The organism is Vibrio sp. 10N.222.54.E6 (assembly GCF_041473955.1).
Lineage (GTDB): Bacteria > Pseudomonadota > Gammaproteobacteria > Enterobacterales > Vibrionaceae > Vibrio > Vibrio tasmaniensis_A.
Genome location: NZ_JBFRTD010000009.1, coordinates 127,425 through 147,958 on the forward strand (window position 1 = coordinate 127,425; position 20,534 = coordinate 147,958).

17 protein-coding genes and 1 pseudogene are annotated in these 20,534 nt (G+C 44.7%); 4 read left to right on the forward strand and 14 right to left on the reverse strand.

Features of this window, described 5'->3' with window-relative positions; all coding sequences use genetic code 11:
• Positions 1-144: 144 nt before the first annotated feature.
• Both AB4513_RS04815 and hupA read right to left on the reverse strand, forming a co-directional pair.
• The gene (locus tag AB4513_RS04815; protein ID WP_009844684.1) at positions 145-843 is read right to left on the reverse strand and encodes a DUF1481 domain-containing protein; all 699 of its coding nucleotides are present in this window, start codon (positions 841-843) and stop codon (positions 145-147) included.
• A 46-nt stretch (positions 844-889) separates the two neighbouring features.
• Complete coding sequence (hupA, locus tag AB4513_RS04820) at positions 890-1,162, reverse strand: nucleoid-associated protein HU-alpha (protein WP_004729753.1); 273 nt, start codon at positions 1,160-1,162, stop codon at positions 890-892.
• Between the two features lie 270 nt (positions 1,163-1,432).
• Here hupA and AB4513_RS04825 point away from each other — a divergent pair, with 270 nt between their 5' ends.
• A complete protein-coding gene (locus AB4513_RS04825; RefSeq protein WP_009844683.1) occupies positions 1,433-2,584 on the forward strand; it encodes a CNNM domain-containing protein in 1,152 nt (383 codons plus the stop codon).
• Positions 2,585-2,664: 80 nt separating this feature from the next.
• Here the strand turns inward: AB4513_RS04825 and AB4513_RS04830 are convergent, their stop codons facing one another.
• Positions 2,665-3,252, reverse strand: coding sequence for a YjaG family protein (locus tag AB4513_RS04830; RefSeq protein ID WP_009844682.1), 588 nt, complete (start codon positions 3,250-3,252; stop codon positions 2,665-2,667).
• Positions 3,253-3,323: 71 nt separating this feature from the next.
• Here AB4513_RS04830 and AB4513_RS04835 point away from each other — a divergent pair, with 71 nt between their 5' ends.
• Positions 3,324-4,250, forward strand: a complete 927-nt coding sequence (locus tag AB4513_RS04835; protein WP_009844681.1) for a D-2-hydroxyacid dehydrogenase — start codon at positions 3,324-3,326, stop codon at positions 4,248-4,250.
• Positions 4,250-4,843 carry a uracil-DNA glycosylase family protein gene (locus tag AB4513_RS04840; protein ID WP_009844680.1) on the forward strand — a complete coding sequence of 198 codons (594 nt, stop codon included), beginning with the start codon at positions 4,250-4,252 and terminating at the stop codon, positions 4,841-4,843. The genes AB4513_RS04835 and AB4513_RS04840 overlap by 1 nt, the downstream gene beginning before the upstream one ends.
• A gap of 108 nt (positions 4,844-4,951) precedes the next feature.
• Here the strand turns inward: AB4513_RS04840 and hemE are convergent, their stop codons facing one another.
• Together hemE and nudC are read right to left on the reverse strand one after the other, a co-directional pair.
• Positions 4,952-6,019 carry a uroporphyrinogen decarboxylase gene (gene hemE, locus AB4513_RS04845; protein ID WP_004729761.1) on the reverse strand — a complete coding sequence of 356 codons (1,068 nt, stop codon included), beginning with the start codon at positions 6,017-6,019 and terminating at the stop codon, positions 4,952-4,954.
• A gap of 299 nt (positions 6,020-6,318) precedes the next feature.
• Complete coding sequence (gene nudC / locus AB4513_RS04850; RefSeq protein ID WP_009844679.1) at positions 6,319-7,128, reverse strand: NAD(+) diphosphatase; 810 nt, start codon at positions 7,126-7,128, stop codon at positions 6,319-6,321.
• 165 nt (positions 7,129-7,293) lie between these two features.
• Here nudC and AB4513_RS04855 point away from each other — a divergent pair, with 165 nt between their 5' ends.
• Positions 7,294-7,791 carry an Rsd/AlgQ family anti-sigma factor gene (locus tag AB4513_RS04855; RefSeq protein ID WP_012604999.1) on the forward strand — a complete coding sequence of 166 codons (498 nt, stop codon included), beginning with the start codon at positions 7,294-7,296 and terminating at the stop codon, positions 7,789-7,791.
• 331 nt (positions 7,792-8,122) lie between these two features.
• On the opposite strand, the gene rpoC is transcribed toward AB4513_RS04855, so the two are convergent.
• The 9 genes and pseudogenes from rpoC to tuf all read right to left on the reverse strand — a co-directional run.
• The gene (gene rpoC, locus AB4513_RS04860; RefSeq protein ID WP_009844676.1) at positions 8,123-12,325 is read right to left on the reverse strand and encodes a DNA-directed RNA polymerase subunit beta'; all 4,203 of its coding nucleotides are present in this window, start codon (positions 12,323-12,325) and stop codon (positions 8,123-8,125) included.
• Between the two features lie 90 nt (positions 12,326-12,415).
• Positions 12,416-16,444 carry a DNA-directed RNA polymerase subunit beta gene (rpoB, locus tag AB4513_RS04865; RefSeq protein ID WP_009844675.1) on the reverse strand — a complete coding sequence of 1,343 codons (4,029 nt, stop codon included), beginning with the start codon at positions 16,442-16,444 and terminating at the stop codon, positions 12,416-12,418.
• Positions 16,445-16,678: 234 nt separating this feature from the next.
• Entirely contained in the window at positions 16,679-17,044 is a 366-nt protein-coding gene (gene rplL, locus AB4513_RS04870; RefSeq protein ID WP_009844674.1) for a 50S ribosomal protein L7/L12, read from the reverse strand.
• 57 nt (positions 17,045-17,101) lie between these two features.
• Positions 17,102-17,596 carry a 50S ribosomal protein L10 gene (gene rplJ / locus AB4513_RS04875; RefSeq protein ID WP_009844673.1) on the reverse strand — a complete coding sequence of 165 codons (495 nt, stop codon included), beginning with the start codon at positions 17,594-17,596 and terminating at the stop codon, positions 17,102-17,104.
• Between the two features lie 242 nt (positions 17,597-17,838).
• The gene (gene rplA, locus AB4513_RS04880) at positions 17,839-18,543 is read right to left on the reverse strand and encodes a 50S ribosomal protein L1 (RefSeq protein ID WP_012605004.1); all 705 of its coding nucleotides are present in this window, start codon (positions 18,541-18,543) and stop codon (positions 17,839-17,841) included.
• Between the two features lie 4 nt (positions 18,544-18,547).
• Entirely contained in the window at positions 18,548-18,976 is a 429-nt protein-coding gene (rplK, locus tag AB4513_RS04885; RefSeq protein ID WP_010435555.1) for a 50S ribosomal protein L11, read from the reverse strand.
• Between the two features lie 212 nt (positions 18,977-19,188).
• Positions 19,189-19,737 (reverse strand): transcription termination/antitermination protein NusG, encoded by a 549-nt coding sequence (gene nusG / locus AB4513_RS04890; RefSeq protein WP_012605006.1) that lies wholly within the window; start codon positions 19,735-19,737, stop codon positions 19,189-19,191.
• A gap of 13 nt (positions 19,738-19,750) precedes the next feature.
• A complete protein-coding gene (secE, locus tag AB4513_RS04895; protein WP_017096511.1) occupies positions 19,751-20,128 on the reverse strand; it encodes a preprotein translocase subunit SecE in 378 nt (125 codons plus the stop codon).
• Positions 20,129-20,351: 223 nt separating this feature from the next.
• A pseudogene (gene tuf / locus AB4513_RS04900) lies at positions 20,352-20,534 on the reverse strand (elongation factor Tu); the annotation flags it as partial.

Consider the following 20,534-nt stretch of genomic DNA (forward strand, 5'->3'; position numbering starts at 1 on the left):
CCAATAACAGTAAGCAAATGACAGAAAAGGCGCCTCGATAGGCGCCTTTTTTATCACTCAATCTCTCTAGGAATCTGTACCTGTACAGACAAATCAGCACTTGGCCTACAGCAAGCCAAATACCCTCAATCCTTTAGTTGATCGCTATTCTTTCAACAATGACGGCCTAACGACACAATCATGGCTGTCTTCAGCCAGCATCAGTAACTCTTCTACGCTCATCTTACCTAGTGAATCACTGCCAAGAAACGCCGCATAGCTTTCCACAGACGCCAATCGATCGATCACGAAGCTTGGCAAGGTCTGATTAAATTCAAAGCGATCAAACTCACCACCAGCACACGTTTCAAAAGAACGACCATTCCAGTAACCCTGAACCAGTCTTAGCCCTTCGTCATGCTGCTTCATCGTAGTTTCTAAAACCGACTTGGCTTCTTTCTGGTAGCTTTCGAGTTGCTTAACTTGGATAGGTAAAATTTTGCTATCAATACGATACTGCTGATATACAGCTTCGCCTGACTTATTAAAACGCACATGGACACTATACGGAACCAGCTCATTAGAAGAATTACGTTGCTCACCTTCACGAATAAATTCACGAAGTATACCTTCCGACCAAGCATAGTCCGTTTGGTACCAGCCGTAATCGCCTACAGTGACGTAGTCAGCTGAAGTATGAGGTTGTGTTAGCTTGTTTGTAACCCAGTAGAAACTTGTCGCGTCGCCCATGACTTGGCCGCCGGTGTGAGTTTCAAATTGCTCTAGGTTTTTGCGAGGGCTGGTTGATGAACAGCCAATGAGAAATGTAGATAATAGTGAAACGAGAAGAAATGCTTTTTTCATAAAACCTGTACCGAGGTGGAATACGACTACCTCGGTACAGTTTAGATTATTTCACTGAATCTTTCAGCGCTTTACCTGCAACAAATGCTGGAACATTTGCAGCAGCGATTTGGATCTCGTCACCAGTTTTTGGGTTACGGCCAGTGCGAGCTGCACGGTGGTTTACTTTAAAAGTACCAAAACCAATTAGCTGAACTTGATCGCCATCTTTAAGAGCATCTGTAACACCGCCAAGAGTCGCTTCTAGAGCAGCTTTAGCTTGTGCTTTAGAAAGGTCCGCTTTTTCAGCAATAAAGTCGATTAATTGAGTCTTGTTCATTTTAGGTTTCCCTTCTTTGTATTTTTGAATTCGATTCACTCTAAAACATAAATGCCCCATCTGGCAAAGGTTTGTCGTCGATCTTTAGCTCTAATGCCGTAGTTTTAGCCATAATATGAGTAATAACTCACAATTTGTTACTGATTTTACTGAGCAAGCCCTTGTTTAAAAGGGGCTGAGAGCAAAATTAATGATGACCTAGCCACTACTTATTCTCTATAATCCACGCTGAATCGCTGCTAAAGCGTACAATTTAATTTAAGGGCAAACATGCTGCTGCTAACTATTTACGTCTCCATTGCTATTGGAGTTTCTTTCATTTGTTCTGTTTTGGAAGCTGTACTTTTGAGTATTAGTCCGAGCTACATTGCTCAACTAAAACAAAATGGGCACCCTGCAGCAGAGTCATTAGACAAACTGAAAACCGATATTGACCGCCCACTTGCGTCAATTTTAACGCTCAACACCATCGCGCACACCATAGGTGCAGCGACAGCGGGTGCACAAGCAGCAGTCGTTTTTGGTAGCCAATGGTTAGGCGTATTCTCTGCCGTATTAACTCTGGGTATTTTAGTTCTGTCTGAGATTGTTCCAAAAACCATTGGCGCAACCTACTGGCGTCAACTTGCTCCAGCATCATCAAATGTGCTTCGCTGGATGGTCTTTTTCCTAACACCATTTGTGTGGTTCTCAGAGCAAATTACCAAACGTTTAGCTCGCGGCCACCAGGCACCAAAAATGCGTGATGAGCTATCTGCAATGGCTATTTTGGCAAAAGAGAGCGGTGAATTTGCTGAAGGTGAATCAAAAATTCTGAGCAATCTGTTAGGTATTCAAGATGTACCCGTGACTCAAGTCATGACACCACGCCCTGTTGTATTCCGCGTCGATGCAGAAATGAGTGTCAATACGTTCCTAGAACAACACAAAGACACGCCATTCTCACGCCCACTGGTTTACAGCGAGCAAACTGACAATATCATCGGTTTTGTCCACCGCTTAGAGCTGTTTAGATTGCAGCAAGCGGGTTGTGGTGAGAAGGCTCTGGGTGAAGTGATGCGCCCTATCCACGTCTTGCTAAACAACATGGGCTTAGCTAAGGCCTTTGACCAAATGATGGCAAACCGCCTGCAACTGTCTTTAGTTGTGGACGAGTACGGCACAATTCAGGGCATCATCACCCTAGAAGATATCTTTGAACACCTAGTGGGTGAAGAGATTGTCGACGAAGCAGATAAAACCACAGACATGCAAGAACTGGCGTTCCAACGCTGGGAAACTTGGAAAGAGACACACGGTGTTATCGAAAACCGCGATGAAGAGGACGAGCTAGAAGAAAAAACTCTAGCAGACAACGACACCTCAGACTCAAAGTCAGCGGATGAAAGCAAGGTTCAAAAAGAAGACAAGAAAGACGCTTAATCTAAATTTGATAGCGTCAGATACAACAAAGGCTCCCTAGGGAGCCTTTGTTTCTACTCGTACCTTGATGCAATTGCAGATTATAGTGCAACACCAATGTTACTGACCGGGTCTTCACGCAGTTCGTGACGTAGGTCTTTGATCAGCTCTAAGTCACGCTCAGTCGTTTCACGTAGAGGTCGGAAAATGGCCCACTGAACGTCCCACTCTTCACATACCGCTTCGTTTTCTTTCTGGTTTTCGTTCGTCACTTCTTCAGCGCCTTGAGCAAACTCAAGCTCAGCAACCGTCTTCACCGATTGTTGACTCACTTTAATTACCGCTTCCAACATATGCTCACGATCAAGTAGACCATGGATTAATGTTGCTAAGCCTTGGCATGCGTCCATTGCAGGGTAAACACCATAGAAATCAAAATCATCTGCGCTAGGGAATAGCTCTTCTACTTTCTCAAGTTGACGCTCAAAGTTCACCTTTGCCGTTTTAACGGTTAGGACTTCCCAAATGCTATCCAAAACATCACGGTAGATTCGAGCTTCCGCAAATTCTGTATTCTCACAAAACATGGCATAGTTAGGATACATACGCTCACATAGACACGCCATAAAAGTAATTTGTTGCCAAGGTTCTAACTTTTCAAGACGAACCTGCAGTGGATTCTGAAGCATAGTCACTCAATAATTGCAGAAAAAGACAGCGAAAGTGTACTTGATAAACCCTGGGGGGAAAAGGTAAGCCGATGAACAATTTTACGAATAAGCTCTATATTCTTACCGAGCATGACGATACCTATACGCAACTGATTCTAAACCAAGGGTTACCTGACCTCGAAATCACTCAAAACCCCGAATTAGCTGAGATCGTACTGGCAGCTCCTCCTTTAATAGCGGAGCGACTTAATGAGTTTAAAAATCTAGACTGGATGCAAAGTACCTATGCAGGAATCAATAAACTCACTCAGCCGGATCTGCGCCAAGATTATACGCTGACCAACGTCAAAGGCATCTTCGGCCCTGCGATTGCTGAATACGTGTTGGGTTACACGATCAGCCACTGTAGACACTTTCCTCACTACCACCAGCAACAAGTACAACGAAACTGGCAGCCACAGCTTTATACTAGCCTAACTGACAAAACCATGGTGATTTTAGGAACGGGGTCAATTGGCAGTCATTTAGCTAAAACCGCTGCTGCTTTTGGTATTCACACCATAGGTGTCAACCGGACAGGTATCCCATCAAAGCAAGAAACCTTCAAAGAAACTTTCCACATTAATGAATTAGAAGCCGCCCTCAAGCAAGCGGATATTGTAGTGAACACATTGCCATCAACGGATGATACCTACCAACTACTGAATCAAACCACCTTAAGCTACTGCTCTAACGTATTGCTGTTTAATGTGGGACGTGGGGAAAGCGTAGATAATAAAGCGTTACTGCTTGCGATTAAGAATAAATGGGTTGAACACGCTTTCTTAGATGTCTTTGAATGCGAACCTCTCACACAAGAACACCCGTTTTGGAAATTGCCTCAAGTAACCATCACACCACACATTGCGGCTCTAAGTGAGCCAAGACAGGTCGTGGAGATCTTCGCCAATAATTACCAACAATGGCGAGATGGTTTTACACTTAATCACACCATTGATTTTGATAAAGGCTACTGATGTTCTCGTCACTGCTCACCGAGATACGACAATGCACCGCTTGTGAACCTCATTTATCACACGGTGCAAACCCAGTGATTCAGGCACACCCAAACGCGCGCTTGTTAATCATAGGCCAAGCACCCGGTATTAAGGTTCATGAATCATCTATCCCTTGGAACGACGCCAGTGGCGAGCGATTGAGAGAATGGCTAGAGATGGACAGCGATACGTTTTATGACGAACAAAAAGTCGCGATTGTCCCGATGGGCTTTTGCTATCCAGGAAAGGGAAAAAGTGGCGATCTACCGCCTCGAAAGGAGTGCGCTGCGCTATGGCACAAAAAAGTACTGCAATCACTGCCCAACATCCAAATGACCTTGCTGATTGGTCAGTATGCGCAAAACTATTATCTAAAAGAGAAAGCCACCAGCACACTCACTGAAACGGTACGTAACTGGCAGGCTTGGGCTCCAGAATTTTTGCCACTTCCCCACCCTTCACCACGTAATAATATCTGGCTCAAGAAAAACCCATGGTTCGAAAGTGAAGTCATTCCCTATATCAGGAAGCACGTATCAGAGCATTTGGCCTGCCATGATCCAAATGCCTAATTAGCTGCACATCAACGATGATTTAGTCGATATTGAGTGCGGATAGAAAGATAATAAAAAAGCGCTGCCGATTTCTCGACAGCGCTTTTTCTAAAAACACATACTGAATTACTTATGGTATGGCTTAGATAGGTCGTGAACTGCGTCCACAAATACACCAGCATTTTCTGGTGGCACATCTAGGTGAATACCATGGCCAAGGTTAAATACGTGACCAGTACCGCCGTCACCAAAACCTTCAAGGATAGTGCCGACTTCTTCACGAATACGCTCAGGTTGTGCGTAAAGTACTGATGGGTCCATGTTGCCTTGTAGAGCCACTTTATCGCCAATACGTGCTTTTGCATCAGCAATATTGATTGTCCAGTCTAGGCCAACTGCATCACAGCCGGTCGCTGCGATAGATTCTAGCCACATGCCACCGTTCTTAGTGAACAGAGTAACCGGTACACGGCGACCTTCGTTTTCACGAATTAGGCCATCGACAATTTTGTGCATGTACTGCAGTGAGAACAGGTTGTAGTCACGCGGAGTAAGTACACCACCCCATGTGTCGAATACCATTACCGATTGTGCACCTGCTTTAATTTGCGCGTTCAGGTATTCAATAACAGTGTCAGCCAGCTTATCTAGAAGTAAGTGCAGCGTTTGTGGCTCTGCATACATCATCTTCTTGATTTTAGTAAATGCCTTCGAACTGCTGCCTTCAACCATGTAAGTTGCCAATGTCCAAGGACTACCAGAGAAACCAATCAGTGGCACTTCGCCTTTCAGGTCTTTACGGATCTGACGAACGGCATTCATTACGTATTGAAGTTCACCTTCAGGATCCGGTAGGCCAATCTTTTCTACGTCAGCTTTACATGTGATAGGGCGTTCAAACTTAGGGCCTTCACCTGTTTCGAAGTACAAACCTAACCCCATCGCATCTGGGATAGTTAGGATGTCAGAAAACAAGATTGCCGCATCAAGCGGGAAACGACGTAAAGGTTGAAGTGTTACTTCTGATGCTAGTTCAGCGTTTTTGCACAAAGACATGAAATCGCCCGCTTCAGCGCGCGTTGCTTTATACTCTGGAAGATAGCGGCCAGCTTGGCGCATCATCCATACCGGTGTGTAATCAACAGGCTGTTTTAAAAGTGCGCGTAAATAGCGATCGTTTTTTAATTCGGTCATTCCGTTAAATTCCAATTCAATCTTGTCTAGTTTTGATGGCAAGTATTCTAACACTGATTGAAGGGTAAAAGCTGTGTGCTTTGCAACCTAGATCAAGTTATTAACTTTTAAATCCATGCTTAATTTGCACCCAATTACAGGAGCATGTTAAAAATTTGTTCGCTAGCGAAAATTACAATTATAACAACTGAGTAGTCACTACTCAGCATCTCATAACGACATCTTACTTACCCCCTCCACTTGTGGAGGGTTTTTTTTAGTGTTTGACCACCCATAGGCCAAATACTATCACAGGTAATTTAATGTTCTAGTTCTTGCTCCGCGACGCCGGCTTTCCTTATGTCATCGACTGTATTCTCAATCAATTGTCTCGCAATCGTTCCGACTGGAGCAACATCAGGTAGGCTTGTTACATCAAACCATTGGGCATCCGACAGTTCACTGTAATCGGGTTTAAGCGTACCACCAGCATAATCTGCCAGAAAGCCCATCATCATACTCGATGGAAACGCCCATGGCTGGCTACCAAAGTAACGGATATTACTCACATCGATCCCCGTTTCTTCTTTGACTTCGCGCGCCACACACTGCTCTAGGGTTTCTCCAACCTCTAGGAAGCCCGCTATTACCGTGTACATACCCGTTTTATGCCTTGGGTGCTGCGCAAGTAATATCTTGTTGTCGTTTCGTACAGCGACAATGATGCACGGGAAGATACGAGGGTAATGAAGCGTTCGGCAGTCTCCACACTGCATCGCCACCTGATTATGATTGAGATGATTACGACCGCCGCACTGAGGGCAAAAACGCATACTTTGTGTCATGTTCCCATACTGGATAGCTTTGCTTGCGATCAGAAAACTTGATTCAGGCCAGTGAAGCAAATCTCTTAGGCTGACCATGCTCAGATCAATCTCCACATCGCAATCGTTGAGCCAATACACCTTACGACCTTGATGCTGACCAATGCAGATTGCATGCTCGACATCCAGCCCTAGCTCTTCAGCTGAGCCATAAGGAAACTGATCATTATTAACCCAAATATCACTACCTGAAACGACGCACCAATAAGCTTGCTCTGTCATTTTGTTATCACTTTTTTTTAACATCCCTATGCCTCATTGCTTGCAGTTCGTTCATTTTACTGGCAATCTGATTTCATACTAGAGTTGTAGCAGAGAATAATTCAAACTATTACTTTTAGTAGCTACCAATAAAACGGACCCTGCTTAGGCAATTACTTGATCACAAGGTTGTGATCAGATCATGAGGACATGGTCATGCTAAATAAATTCAAACAAATACAAGAACAATGGGGTGGCTCTAATGAGGTCATCGATCATTGGCTCGAAACTCGACAGTCTCTAATCGTTGAGTATTGTAAGCTAGGTGCCTTGCAGCCAGCTAGCAATGGGCAATCAAACGTTGTTGAACTCCCTTCTCCTAAAGAAATAAGCTCATTCTGCGATCATGTTGTCGATTATATCTCAGAGGGTCATTTTAAGATCTACGATATGGTCATGAAAAAATGGCAAGCAACAGGCTTTAAAACCAATGACGAGATTGATACAACTTACGCGAAGATCGTACTTACAACCGAGCCGCTTCTAGAGTTCAATGATAAGTACGTTAAAGTAAGTGCAGACGATGAGTTGCCTAACTTCGAAGGAGATATGTCAAAAGTAGGTGAACTACTCGAAGTACGTTTTGAAGTAGAAGATAATCTTATCCAGCTTATTGCAGACAGTTTAGCGATTCCACCAGGCGCTTAGTTAGCTGAATCCTTAATAAGCTTGCCTCTGTGCAAGCTTTTTGTTTTGTCTGTAAGGTTATCCAAACTACCCAGAACCTTTCAGACAGAGCTTACTCGCTCGCCCTGACCTTTAGCCATAAGCATATGGTTACAGCCCTAATCAGCCTAATCATCTCTACCCTTTATCTTACTGGCCTCAAAGAGCACTCTTCAGGACATAAATCCAACCCCACCAGCTAGATAATCACACCTATCACTTTATAAGTCATAGCTAAATACCAATACGCCAGATACAAAAAAGGCACCCGAAGGTGCCTTTTTTCTTATCTCTTAGAGACTACTCGTAGAGCTTACTCTTCTGAAGAGAAACCAGCGTTTAGAAGTGCTGCTAGATTGTCAGTAGCTTGCTCAGCTGAAGGACCTTCTTGCTCTTCTTCACGTTGCTTTTGACGCTCTTGGTGGTATGCGAAACCAGTACCAGCTGGGATCAGACGACCAACAATTACGTTCTCTTTCAGGCCGCGAAGGTCATCACGCTTACCAGAAACCGCAGCTTCTGTTAGTACGCGAGTCGTTTCTTGGAACGATGCAGCTGAGATGAATGACTCAGTTGCAAGAGATGCTTTAGTAATACCTAGTAGATCACGTTCGAAACGCACTAGTTCTTTACCTTCAGCTTCTAGCTTACGGTTAGCAATCTTAACATTGTGGTACTCAACTTGTTCGCCAGGTAGGAACGGAGAGTCACCAGAATGTGTGATTGTACACTTACGTAGCATTTGACGAACGATAGTCTCGATGTGCTTATCGTTAATCTTTACGCCTTGTAAGCGGTAAACTTCTTGAACTTCGTTCGCGATGTACTGAGTCACAGCGTGGATACCACGTAGACGCAGGATATCGTGTGGAGTTTCAGGACCGTCGGCGATTACATCACCACGTTCAATCTTCTCACCTTCGAACACGTTCAATTGACGGTGCTTAGGAATCATCTCTTCGTAAGCGTCACCGCCTTCACGAGTGATTACTAGACGACGCTTACCTTTCGTTTCTTTACCGAAAGACACAGTACCTGTGTGCTCAGCAAGGATCGCAGGCTCTTTAGGCTTACGAGCTTCGAATAGGTCAGCTACGCGTGGTAGACCACCGGTGATATCTTTGTTTCCGCTCGATTTTTGAGGGATACGAGATAGTGTGTCACCAATGCCAACTTCAGCGCCATCTTCGATGTTTACAATCGCTTTGCCAGGTAGGAAGTAGTGAGCTGGCATATCAGTACCAGGAATCATTACGTCGTTACCTTGCTCATCAACAAGTTTGATAGCTGGACGCATATCTTTACCTGCTGCTGGGCGAGCTGCTGCGTCTGTTACTTCACTTGAAGAAAGACCCGTTAGATCGTCAGTTTGACGAGAAACTGTAATACCATCGATCATATCTACGAATTGGATACGACCTGCCACTTCAGTGATGATTGGCATGGTATGCGCTTCCCAGTTAGCTACAACTTCACCAGCAGTAACTGCTGCGTTGTCGCCTTTGGTTAGCATCGAACCGTAAGGAAGTTTGTGCTTCTCTTTCGTACGGCCGAATTCATCAATAATCGTCATCTCAGATGCACGAGAAGTGATAACCAGTTTCTTATCTTTGTTAACTACAAACTTAGCATTGTGAAGTTTCACAGTACCAGTTGTCTTAGCTTGGATGCTGTTCTCTGCTGCTGCAGTAGATGCCGCACCACCGATGTGGAACGTACGCATCGTTAGCTGTGTACCCGGTTCACCGATAGATTGTGCAGCGATAACACCAACTGCTTCACCTTGGTTCACTAGGTGACCACGTGCTAGGTCACGACCGTAACACTGTGCACAACAACCGAAGTCTGCATCACAGGTAACAACAGAGCGCACTTTCATGCTATCTACTGAGTTGTCTTCCATGATTTGACACCACTTCTCATCAATCAGAGTATTACGTGGAATCAGTACATCTTCAGTACCAGGCTTAAGAACGTCTTCAGCTACTACACGACCTAGAGCAAGCTCAGAAAGTGCAACTTTAACGTCACCACCTTCGATGTGAGGCATCATGTCGATACCTTCATGCGTGCCACAGTCATGTTCGTGTACTACAACGTCTTGAGCAACGTCTACTAGACGACGAGTTAGGTAACCCGAGTTTGCTGTTTTCAGTGCTGTATCCGCAAGACCCTTACGAGCACCGTGCGTTGAGATAAAGTACTGAAGGACGTTTAGACCTTCTTTAAAGTTCGCTGTGATCGGCGTTTCGATGATTGAACCATCTGGACGCGCCATCAGACCACGCATACCTGCTAGCTGACGAATCTGAGCTGCAGAACCACGTGCGCCCGAGTCAGCCATCATGTAGATGCTGTTGAACGATTCTTGCTGTTCTTCTTCGCCGTCACGGTTGATAACTGTTTCAGAAGATAGGTTATCCATCATTGCTTTCGCAACGCGGTCATTCGTAGATGCCCAGATATCGATAACTTTGTTGTAACGCTCACCCGCAGTAACAAGACCTGATTGGAATTGCTCTTGGATTTCACGAACTTCTTCTTCAGCAGATTCAATTTCATCGTATTTCGCTTGAGGAACAACCATATCGTTGATACCTACAGAAACACCAGAAAGTGCCGCGTATGCGAAACCTGCGTACATGATTTGGTCAGCAAATACTACTGTATCTTTTAGACCAAGCTTACGGTAACACTCGTTAAGAAGAGTAGAGATCTGCTTCTTACCTAACTTTTGGTTAACGATGCTGTACGGTAGGCCAGCTGGAACGATCTGCCATAGCATTGCACGACCTACAGTCGTATCAACTAGGCCAGTATTCGTTGTGCTATTGCCGTCTTCATCTACTACAGTTTCAGTGATACGTACTTTAACGCGAGCGTGTAGCTCAGCAGTCTTAGTACGGTATGCCTTTTCAGCCTCTGCAGGGCCAGCAAGGTACATACCTTCACCTTTCACGTTGATCTTGTCACGTGTCATGTAGTAAAGACCCAATACAACGTCCTGAGAAGGTACGATGATTGGATCACCTGATGCTGGCGACAGAATGTTATTCGTCGACATCATTAGGGTACGAGCTTCAAGCTGTGCTTCTAGAGTTAGAGGCACGTGTACAGCCATTTGGTCACCATCGAAGTCGGCGTTGTATGCCGCACACACTAGTGGGTGAAGCTGAATCGCTTTACCTTCGATTAGTACTGGTTCAAACGCTTGGATACCTAGACGGTGAAGTGTAGGTGCACGGTTAAGCAGTACTGGGTGTTCACGGATAACTTCGTCTAGGATATCCCAAACGATCGCTTCTTCGCGCTCTACCATTTTCTTAGCAGCTTTGATTGTCGTAGCCATGCCACGAGTTTCTAGCTTGCTGTAGATGAACGGCTTAAATAGCTCAAGTGCCATCTTCTTAGGAAGACCACACTGATGTAGACGAAGGTATGGACCAACTGTGATTACAGAACGGCCAGAATAGTCTACACGTTTACCTAGAAGGTTCTGACGGAAACGACCTTGTTTACCCTTGATCATATCAGCAAGAGATTTCAGAGGACGCTTGTTAGAACCCGTGATCGCACGACCGCGACGACCGTTATCTAGAAGGGCATCAACAGACTCTTGCAGCATACGCTTTTCGTTACGTACGATGATGTCTGGAGCCGCTAGCTCTAGAAGACGCTTCAAACGGTTGTTACGGTTGATCACACGACGGTAAAGGTCGTTCAGATCAGAAGTCGCAAAACGACCGCCATCTAGTGGTACTAGAGGGCGTAGATCTGGCGGTAGCACTGGAAGTACAGTCAGGATCATCCACTCAGGCTTGTTGCCTGACGAAATGAACGCTTCAACTAGCTTCAAACGCTTAGTAACTTTCTTACGTTTAGTTTCAGAGTTAGTTGTTTCCAACTCTTCGCGCATTTCTTCCACTTCTTGATGAAGGTCCATTGTTGAAAGCAGATCTTTGATCGCTTCAGCACCCATCTTAGCAGTGAATTCGTCACCCCATTCTTCTAGACGATCCAGATACTCTTCTTCAGTAAGCATCTGAGATTTTTCTAGATCAGTCATACCCGGTTCAGTTACTACGTACATTTCGAAGTAAAGAACACGTTCGATATCACGCAGAGGGATATCCATTAGTAGACCGATACGAGACGGTAGTGATTTTAGGAACCAGATGTGAGCAACTGGTGAAGCAAGCTCGATGTGGCCCATACGGTCACGACGAACTTTAGTTTGTGTAACTTCAACGCCACACTTCTCACAGATAACACCACGGTGCTTCAGGCGCTTGTATTTGCCACAAAGACATTCGTAGTCTTTAACTGGACCAAAAATACGTGCACAGAACAGACCATCACGTTCAGGTTTGAACGTACGATAGTTAATTGTTTCTGGCTTTTTAACTTCACCAAAAGACCACGAACGGATCGTGTCTGGTGAAGATAGACCGATTTTGATTGCATCAAATTCTTCGGTCTTATGCTGTGCTTTTAGAAAGTTTAATAAGTCTTTCACGTTCAGCTCCTGTAAGGAGTTAAAGGAGCTCACCGACTAAAGTGAGCCCCCTTTACCAAGTAATCCAATCTTCTTTATAAAAAAGAGGGATTACTCTTCGTCTTCTAGCTCGATGTTGATACCTAGCGAGCGAATCTCTTTCAACAGTACGTTGAACGACTCTGGCATGCCAGGTTCCATGCTATGGTTACCATCTACGATGTTCTTGTACATCTTAGTACGGCCGTTAACGTCATCCGACTTAACTGTTAGCATTTCTTGTAGAGTATATGCAGCACCGTATGCTTCTAGTGCCCATACTTCCATCTCACCGAAACGCTGACCACCGAACTGAGCTTTACCACCAAGTGGTTGCTGAGTTACTAGGCTGTAAGAACCAGTTGAACGAGCATGCATCTTGTCATCAACCAAGTGGTTCAGTTTCAGCATGTACATGTAACCAACAGTTACAGGACGCTCAAACGAATCACCAGTACGACCATCAAACAGTTTAAGCTGACCAGATTCTGGCAGATCACCCAGTTTAAGTAGTTCTTTGATTAGAGACTCAGAAGCACCGTCGAACACAGGTGTAGCAATCGGTAGACCGCCACGTAGGTTCTTGATCAGTGTACGAACTTGATCATCAGACAGTTCAGCAATATCAACTTTCTGACGAGTATCGCCAAGATCGTAAACCTTCTGTAGGAACTCACGGAACTTATGCAGTTCTTGTTGTTCCTTAACCATTTGGTTGATCTTGTCACCGATACCTTTCGCAGCCAAACCTAAGTGAACTTCTAGGATCTGACCGATGTTCATACGCGATGGTACACCCAGCGGGTTAAGTACGATGTCTACAGGCTGACCTTTCTCATCGTATGGCATGTCTTCAACAGGGTTAATCTTAGAGATTACACCTTTGTTACCGTGACGACCGGCCATCTTATCACCAGGCTGGATACGACGTTTAACCGCTAGGTAAACTTTAACAATCTTAAGAACGCCAGGCGCTAGATCATCACCTTGAGTGATTTTACGACGCTTAGTTTCAAACTTCTTATCGAAGTCTGCTTTTAGCTCATCCCACTGCTCAGCAAGTTGCTCAAGCTGTGTTTGTAGCGCATCGTCTTCTAGAACTTGCTCTAGCCATTGCTTACGACCGATAGTATCAAGCTTAGCTTCAGAGTAACCACCAGACAGAAGTACAGCTTTAACACGGTTAAGAAGGCCACCCTCAAGAATTTGGAACTCTTCAGTTAGATCTTTCTTAGCTTCTTTAAGCTGCATCTGTTCGATTTCAAGTGCACGTTTGTCTTTCTCTACGCCATCGCGAGTGAAGACTTGTACATCGATGATAGTACCCGAAACAGAGTTTGGTACACGTAGAGAAGTATCTTTAACATCAGATGCTTTCTCACCGAAGATAGCACGTAGTAGCTTCTCTTCAGGAGTCAGTTGAGTTTCACCTTTAGGGGTTACTTTACCAACTAGGATGTCGCCACCCTTAACTTCAGCACCAATGTAAACGATACCTGACTCGTCTAGTTTAGACAGAGCAGACTCACCTACGTTTGGAATATCAGCTGTGATCTCTTCAGAACCCAGCTTAGTATCACGAGCCACACAAGATAGTTCTTGAATGTGGATTGTCGTGAAACGGTCTTCTTGAACTACGCGCTCAGATACTAAGATCGAGTCTTCGAAGTTGTAACCGTTCCAAGGCATGAATGCGATACGCATGTTTTGGCCAAGAGCTAGTTCACCAAGGTCTGTTGAAGGACCGTCAGCAAGAACATCGCCGCGTGCAACTGGTTCACCAGGAAGTACAGTTGGACGTTGGTTAATACATGTGTTTTGGTTCGAACGCGTGTACTTAGTCAGGTTGTAGATATCGATACCAGCTTCGCCAGGTACCAATTCATCTTCGTTAACCTTAACTACGATACGAGAAGCGTCAACAGACTGAACTTGACCACCACGTTTAGCAACCGCTGTAACACCAGAGTCAACTGCGATGTTACGTTCGATACCCGTACCTACTAGAGGCTTATCAGCTCTCAGTGTTGGTACAGCTTGACGTTGCATGTTGGCACCCATCAATGCACGGTTCGCATCATCGTGTTCTAGGAACGGGATAAGCGAAGCAGCGATAGATACTACTTGGTTTGTCGCAACGTCCATGTAGTCAACGTGATCGCGTGGGTGAAGACCAGATTCACCTTTTTGACGAGCTGTGATTAGCTCATCTGCAAACGTACCTTCTTCAGTAAGAATGGTGTTTGCTTGCGCGATTACGAATTGACCTTCCTGGATTGCAGACAGGTAATCAACTTCTTCTGTTACTACACCATCTACTACACGACGGTACGGAGTTTCTAGGAAACCGTAATCGTTACAACGTGCAAATGCAGATAGCGAGTTAATTAGACCGATGTTTGGACCTTCAGGCGTTTCGATCGGACATAGACGACCGTAGTGAGTTACGTGAACGTCACGTACTTCGAAGCCTGCGCGCTCACGAGTAAGGCCACCAGGACCTAAAGCAGAGATACGACGCTTGTGCGTAACTTCTGACAATGGGTTGTTTTGGTCCATAAACTGTGAAAGCTGTGAAGAGCCAAAGAATTCTTTAACTGCAGCAGAGATCGGCTTAGCGTTGATAAGGTCTTGAGGCATGATTGCATCAAGGTCACCAAGGCTTAGACGTTCTTTAACGGCACGTTCTACACGAACTAGACCAACACGGAATTGGTTTTCTGCCATTTCACCTACAGAACGGATACGACGGTTGCCAAGGTGGTCGATATCGTCCACTTCACCAATGCCGTTACGGATACCAATCAGTTTCTTCATCACTTCGATGATGTCTGATTCATCCAGAGTACCGCGCTCTTCTTCTTCTTCACGCTCGATAGAGCTGTTGAATTTCATACGGCCTACAGTTGATAGGTCGTAACGATCTTCAGAGAAGAATAGGCTTTCGAACAGTGATTCTGCAGCTTCTTTCGTTGGTGGCTCGCCAGGACGCATCATGCGGTAGATTTCTACCAATGCAGAGATGCGATCTACTGTGCTATCCGCACGTAGAGTGTCTGACATGAATGGACCATGGTCTAGGTCATTCGTGAACAGCACTTCTAGAGTCTTGTGACCTGCTTGAGACAGGTTAGCAAGTGCTTCTAGGCTAATCTCTTGGTTTGCGCCAACGATGATCTCGCCAGTTGCTTCGTTGATGTAATCTTTCGCAGCAATCTTTTCAACGATGTACTCTACTGGTACTTCGATGTGCTCAACGCCATCTTTTTCAAGTTGACGGATATGGCGAGCAGTTACACGACGACCAGTCTCAACGTAAGTTTTGCCGTTTGCTTCGATGTCGAATGACGCAGTTTCACCACGTAGACGATCAGGAACCAACTCCATAAGTAGAGTTTGGTCTTTCACTTCGAAGTTCACTTTGTCGAAGAACAGATCTAGGATCTCTTCAGTCGATTTACCAAGTGCACGAAGGATAATCGATGCTGGTAGCTTACGACGACGGTCGATACGTACGAATAAGTTATCCTTAGGATCGAACTCAAAGTCTAACCATGAGCCACGGTAAGGAATTACACGTGCGTTATAAAGAACTTTACCTGATGAGTGGGTCTTACCCTTATCACTGTCGAAGAACACGCCTGGGCTTCGGTGCAGCTGGGATACGATAACCCTCTCGGTACCATTAATTACGAAAGTACCATTGTCAGTCATAAGCGGAATTTCGCCCATGTAGACTTCTTGTTCTTTAATGTCTTTTACAGTACCTGCTGGTGCATCTCGATCAAAGATAACTAGACGTAGTTTTACGCGTAGTGGCTTTGAGTAAGTAACACCGCGGATTTGACATTCTTTAACGTCAAAAACTGGCTCACCAAGACGGTAGCTAACGTATTGCAGCTCAGAATTGCCGTTGTAGCTCTGAATTGGAAATACAGAACGGAAAGCAGCTTCAAGACCGTATTGACCTTCAGGATCCTGTTCGATGAATTTGTCGAAAGAATCAAGCTGGATCGATAACAGGTATGGAATGTCCAAAACTTGTGGACGAGTACCAAAATCCTTACGGATGCGCTTTTTCTCGGTATAAGAGTAAACCATGGGGTTCCTCAGCTCGCTGATAAGTGACCCAAACCACCCAAAACACTCTTCAGAGGGGGCGGTGACAAACAGCTGTTTACTGTAGTGAACAATCATTTCGAAAAAATGACTGTTTTTTTGCTTGGATTATGACGGTTAAACAGCGGAAATTTCGTCATAGCCCTACAGCGCAAAAAGGCCGGTGGTTAATAAACCACCAGCCATTAGCCTTGCGGCTAAGAAATTAAGTAATAATTACTTAACTTCAACAGAAGCGCCAGCTTCTTCTAGCTGTGCTTTAAGAGCTTCAGCTTCAGCTTTGTCAACGCCTTCTTTAAGCGCTGCAGGAGCTGAGTCTACAAGACCTTTAGCTTCTTTAAGACCTAGGCCAGTTGCGCCACGTACAGCTTTGATAACTTGTACTTTGTTAGCGCCAGCAGCAGTTAGGATTACGTCGAATTCAGTTTGCTCAGCAGCAGCTTCAGCAGAAGCACCACCAGCTACAACTGCAGCAGCAGCAGTAACACCGAATTTCTCTTCCATAGCTTCGATAAGCTCAACAACTTGCATTACAGACATTTCTGCAACTGCGTCTAGGATTTGCTCGTTAGTAATAGACATAACAATTCTCTTTTAAGTCAACAATAAGTTTAAATAGCAACCAGTGAAAAGCAAGGCTTAAGCCGCAGCTTCTTCTTTTTGGTCGCGAACAGCAGCGATAGTACGAACCAGCTTGCCAGCAGAAGCTTCTTTCATGCACATCATTAGGCGTGCGATAGCTTCGTCGTAAGTTGGTAGTGTCGCTAGTACTTCAGCATCAGTAACTGCGCCTTCAAATGCAGCAGCTTTGATCTCGAAATCTTTATTCTCTTTAGCGAAGTCTTTGAAAAGACGCGCTGCAGCACCTGGGTGCTCATTAGAGAATGCGATCAGAGTTGGACCAGTGAAAGTGTCAGTTAGACACTCGTAGTCTGTACCCTGAATCGCACGGCGTGCTAGTGTGTTACGAACAACTCTCATGTAAACACCCGCTTCGCGAGCTTGTTTACGTAGAGAAGTCATTGCGCCAACAGTAACGCCACGAGAATCAGCTACAACTGCAGAAAGTGCACCACTGGCAGCTTCGTTGACTTCAGCAACAATTGCTTTTTTGTCTTGAAGATTTAAAGCCATTTGGATTAACCTCTGGTTGTGATTACAGCACTCATACAAAATGTAATGAGCGTTTACGATGTTATTTAAAAATGAATAAATTCACTTCAAACCACAACATCGCCTACGTAGGTTTTATTAAGCCATATCTCCGAAGAGTACAGCGCCTACGGTCTTGGGACGGATGACCTGAATTGCTTCAAAAATCACCCAACCACAAATATTAGGCGCAGAAGTATACACTAAATCTGCGCCGAAGCAAATTAGTTTGCTTGAGTGTCAAGACTAGCTTGATCAACAGTAACACCAGCACCCATTGTAGTAGAGATGCTTACTTTCTTCAGGAAAGTACCTTTCGCTGAAGAAGGCTTAGCTTTCTTAAGAGCAACTAGAAGTGCTTCTAGGTTCTCTTGAAGCTGGTTAGCTTCGAAAGATGCTTTGCCGATAGTAGTGTGGATGATACCGTTCTTGTCGTTACGGTAACGAACCTGACCAGCTTTAGCGTTCTTAACCGCTTCAGCAACGTTAGGAGTTACAGTACCAACTTTAGGGTTTGGCATAAGGCCGCGTGGACCTAGGATTGTACCTAGTTGACCAACAACACGCATTGCATCAGGAGAAGCAACAACAACGTCGAAGTTCATTTCGCCTTTTTTCACTTGCTCAGCAAGATCTTCCATACCAACGATATCTGCGCCAGCTGCTTTAGCTGCTTCTGCGTTTGCACCTTGAGTGAACACAGCAACGCGGATGTCACGGCCAGTACCGTGAGGTAGCACAGTTGCGCCACGTACGTTTTGGTCAGATTTACGAGCATCGATGCCTAGGTTAACAGCAACATCTACAGACTCAACGAATTTAGCAGTAGCTAGTTCTTTAAGAAGAGCAACAGCTTCGTTGATTTCGTATTCTTTAGTTACTTCAACTTTGTCGCGGATTACGCGCATACGCTTAGTAAGTTTTGCCATGATCTTATCCCTCTACCACTAGGCCCATTGAACGAGCAGTACCAGCAATAGAACGCTTCATTGCTTCGATGTCAGCACCAGTCATATCAGCAGCTTTAGTTTCTGCGATTTCCTGAACTTGAGCGTCAGTTACAGTACCAACTTTCTCAGTGTTTGGACGACCTGAACCAGACTTAACGCCAGCAGCTTTCTTAAGAAGAACAGCAGCAGGTGGAGTCTTAGTTACGAACGTGAAAGAACGGTCGTTGTAAACAGTAATTACTACTGGAGTAGGTAGACCTTTCTCAACAGATTCTGTTTTTGCGTTGAACGCTTTACAGAATTCCATGATGTTCACGCCGTGTTGACCTAGAGCAGGACCAACCGGTGGACTTGGGTTTGCCATACCAGCTGCAACTTGCAGTTTGATATAAGCTTCAACTTTCTTAGCCATGATATTTCCTAATTTTTGGGTACATGCGCTAGCCCTGAGGCAAGCTCCCCTTAATTTCAATTAACTCTTTCTTACTTCGATAGAAGTAAAAAGGCGCGAAATTATAATCATAATTCGCGCCTTTAACAACCCTAAAAAGGTGGTTTTTTATACTCTTTTATTTTGAACAACTTATGAAGTATTTATCCACAGCTTGTTCAAAAGTTAGAGTTTTAGTCCAGCTTTTCAACTTGACCAAATTCAAGCTCAACCGGTGTTGCACGACCAAAGATCGATACAGATACCTTAATGCGGCTTTTCTCGTAATCTACTTCTTCAACTGTACCGTTGAAATCAGCAAACGGACCATCGTTCACACGAACCACTTCACCCGCTTCGAACATTGTCTTAGGACGTGGAGACTCGCTCGCTTTCTCTAGACGGTTCAAGATAGCATCAGCTTCTTTGTCAGTGATTGGTGCAGGACGATCAGAGGTACCACCAATGAAGCCCATAACACGAGGAATGCTGCGTACTAAGTGCCATGATTCATCATTCATGATCATTTGCACTAATACGTAGCCAGGGAAGAACTTACGTTCGCTTTTACGGCGTTGACCTGCACGCATTTCCACTACTTCTTCAGTAGGTACTAAAACGTCACCAAAGAATTCTTCCATGTCGTGCATTTTAATATGTTCGCGTAACGATTGAGATACACGACCTTCATAGCCAGAAAAGGCTTGAACTACATACCAACGTTTTTTTGGAGCTTCACTCATGAATCAGAACCCTCTACACTCCAGTTGCTAGAGAAACTAAACGGACCATAATGCCGTCAATTCCCCAAAGCACTAGAGACATAACAATACATACAGCTAAAACGATCAATGTAGTTTGCATAGTTTCTTGGCGAGTAGGCCAAACAACTTTACGAATCTCCATACGAGATTCTTTTGCAAAATCGATCGCAGCTTTACCTTTAGTTGTTGTTGCTGCAACGCCTAGTGCGGCAGCAATCAGCACAACTACACCTGCAGCGCGAATTACAACAGACAATTCACCATACAGGTAATTACCCACAACAGCAGCAGCCAACAGTACAAAAGCGACTACCCACTTCATTGTATCTGCTGCACCTGAGCTATCAGGAGTTTCAGCGTTTGCTTTCATAAAACCAACCTGTGATAAGTCTTAAATATAGACGACAATAACCCCGCTGTTGCAGGGCACATTCCTTTGCGTTGCAAAACAACACATCTAACAGTCATTTTAGTTAAAAAGACCGTTTAATTCTTTGCTAAGAGTTAAAATTGATGTCAAAACACCCAACTCTTTTTTCAGCGCAGAAAAAGGGCATCAAATGATGCCCTTTTTACTAGTGGTTCGTCAAATCTTATGCAAAGATTTTAGCTACAACACCAGCACCAACTGTACGGCCACCTTCGCGGATTGCGAAACGTAGACCTTCGTCCATTGCGATTGGAGCGATTAGCTCAACAGTCATTTGAACGTTGTCACCTGGCATTACCATTTCTACGCCTTCTGGTAGAGTGATGTCGCCTGTTACGTCAGTTGT

Bases quoted from the DNA above. Each gene is read 5' to 3' on its own strand.
- AB4513_RS04815 (WP_009844684.1), bottom strand. From the start codon at position 843: ATGAAAAAAGCATTTCTTCTCGTTTCACTATTATCTACATTTCTCATT.
- hupA (WP_004729753.1), bottom strand. From the start codon at position 1,162: ATGAACAAGACTCAATTAATCGACTTTATTGCTGAAAAAGCGGACCTT.
- AB4513_RS04825 (WP_009844683.1), top strand. From the start codon at position 1,433: ATGCTGCTGCTAACTATTTACGTCTCCATTGCTATTGGAGTTTCTTTC.
- AB4513_RS04830 (WP_009844682.1), bottom strand. From the start codon at position 3,252: ATGCTTCAGAATCCACTGCAGGTTCGTCTTGAAAAGTTAGAACCTTGG.
- AB4513_RS04835 (WP_009844681.1), top strand. From the start codon at position 3,324: ATGAACAATTTTACGAATAAGCTCTATATTCTTACCGAGCATGACGAT.
- AB4513_RS04840 (WP_009844680.1), top strand. From the start codon at position 4,250: ATGTTCTCGTCACTGCTCACCGAGATACGACAATGCACCGCTTGTGAA.
- hemE (WP_004729761.1), bottom strand. From the start codon at position 6,019: ATGACCGAATTAAAAAACGATCGCTATTTACGCGCACTTTTAAAACAG.
- nudC (WP_009844679.1), bottom strand. From the start codon at position 7,128: ATGTTAAAAAAAAGTGATAACAAAATGACAGAGCAAGCTTATTGGTGC.
- AB4513_RS04855 (WP_012604999.1), top strand. From the start codon at position 7,294: ATGGTCATGCTAAATAAATTCAAACAAATACAAGAACAATGGGGTGGC.
- rpoB (WP_009844675.1), bottom strand. From the start codon at position 16,444: ATGGTTTACTCTTATACCGAGAAAAAGCGCATCCGTAAGGATTTTGGT.
- rplL (WP_009844674.1), bottom strand. From the start codon at position 17,044: ATGTCTATTACTAACGAGCAAATCCTAGACGCAGTTGCAGAAATGTCT.
- rplJ (WP_009844673.1), bottom strand. From the start codon at position 17,596: ATGGCTTTAAATCTTCAAGACAAAAAAGCAATTGTTGCTGAAGTCAAC.
- rplA (WP_012605004.1), bottom strand. From the start codon at position 18,543: ATGGCAAAACTTACTAAGCGTATGCGCGTAATCCGCGACAAAGTTGAA.
- rplK (WP_010435555.1), bottom strand. From the start codon at position 18,976: ATGGCTAAGAAAGTTGAAGCTTATATCAAACTGCAAGTTGCAGCTGGT.
- nusG (WP_012605006.1), bottom strand. From the start codon at position 19,737: ATGAGTGAAGCTCCAAAAAAACGTTGGTATGTAGTTCAAGCCTTTTCT.
- secE (WP_017096511.1), bottom strand. From the start codon at position 20,128: ATGAAAGCAAACGCTGAAACTCCTGATAGCTCAGGTGCAGCAGATACA.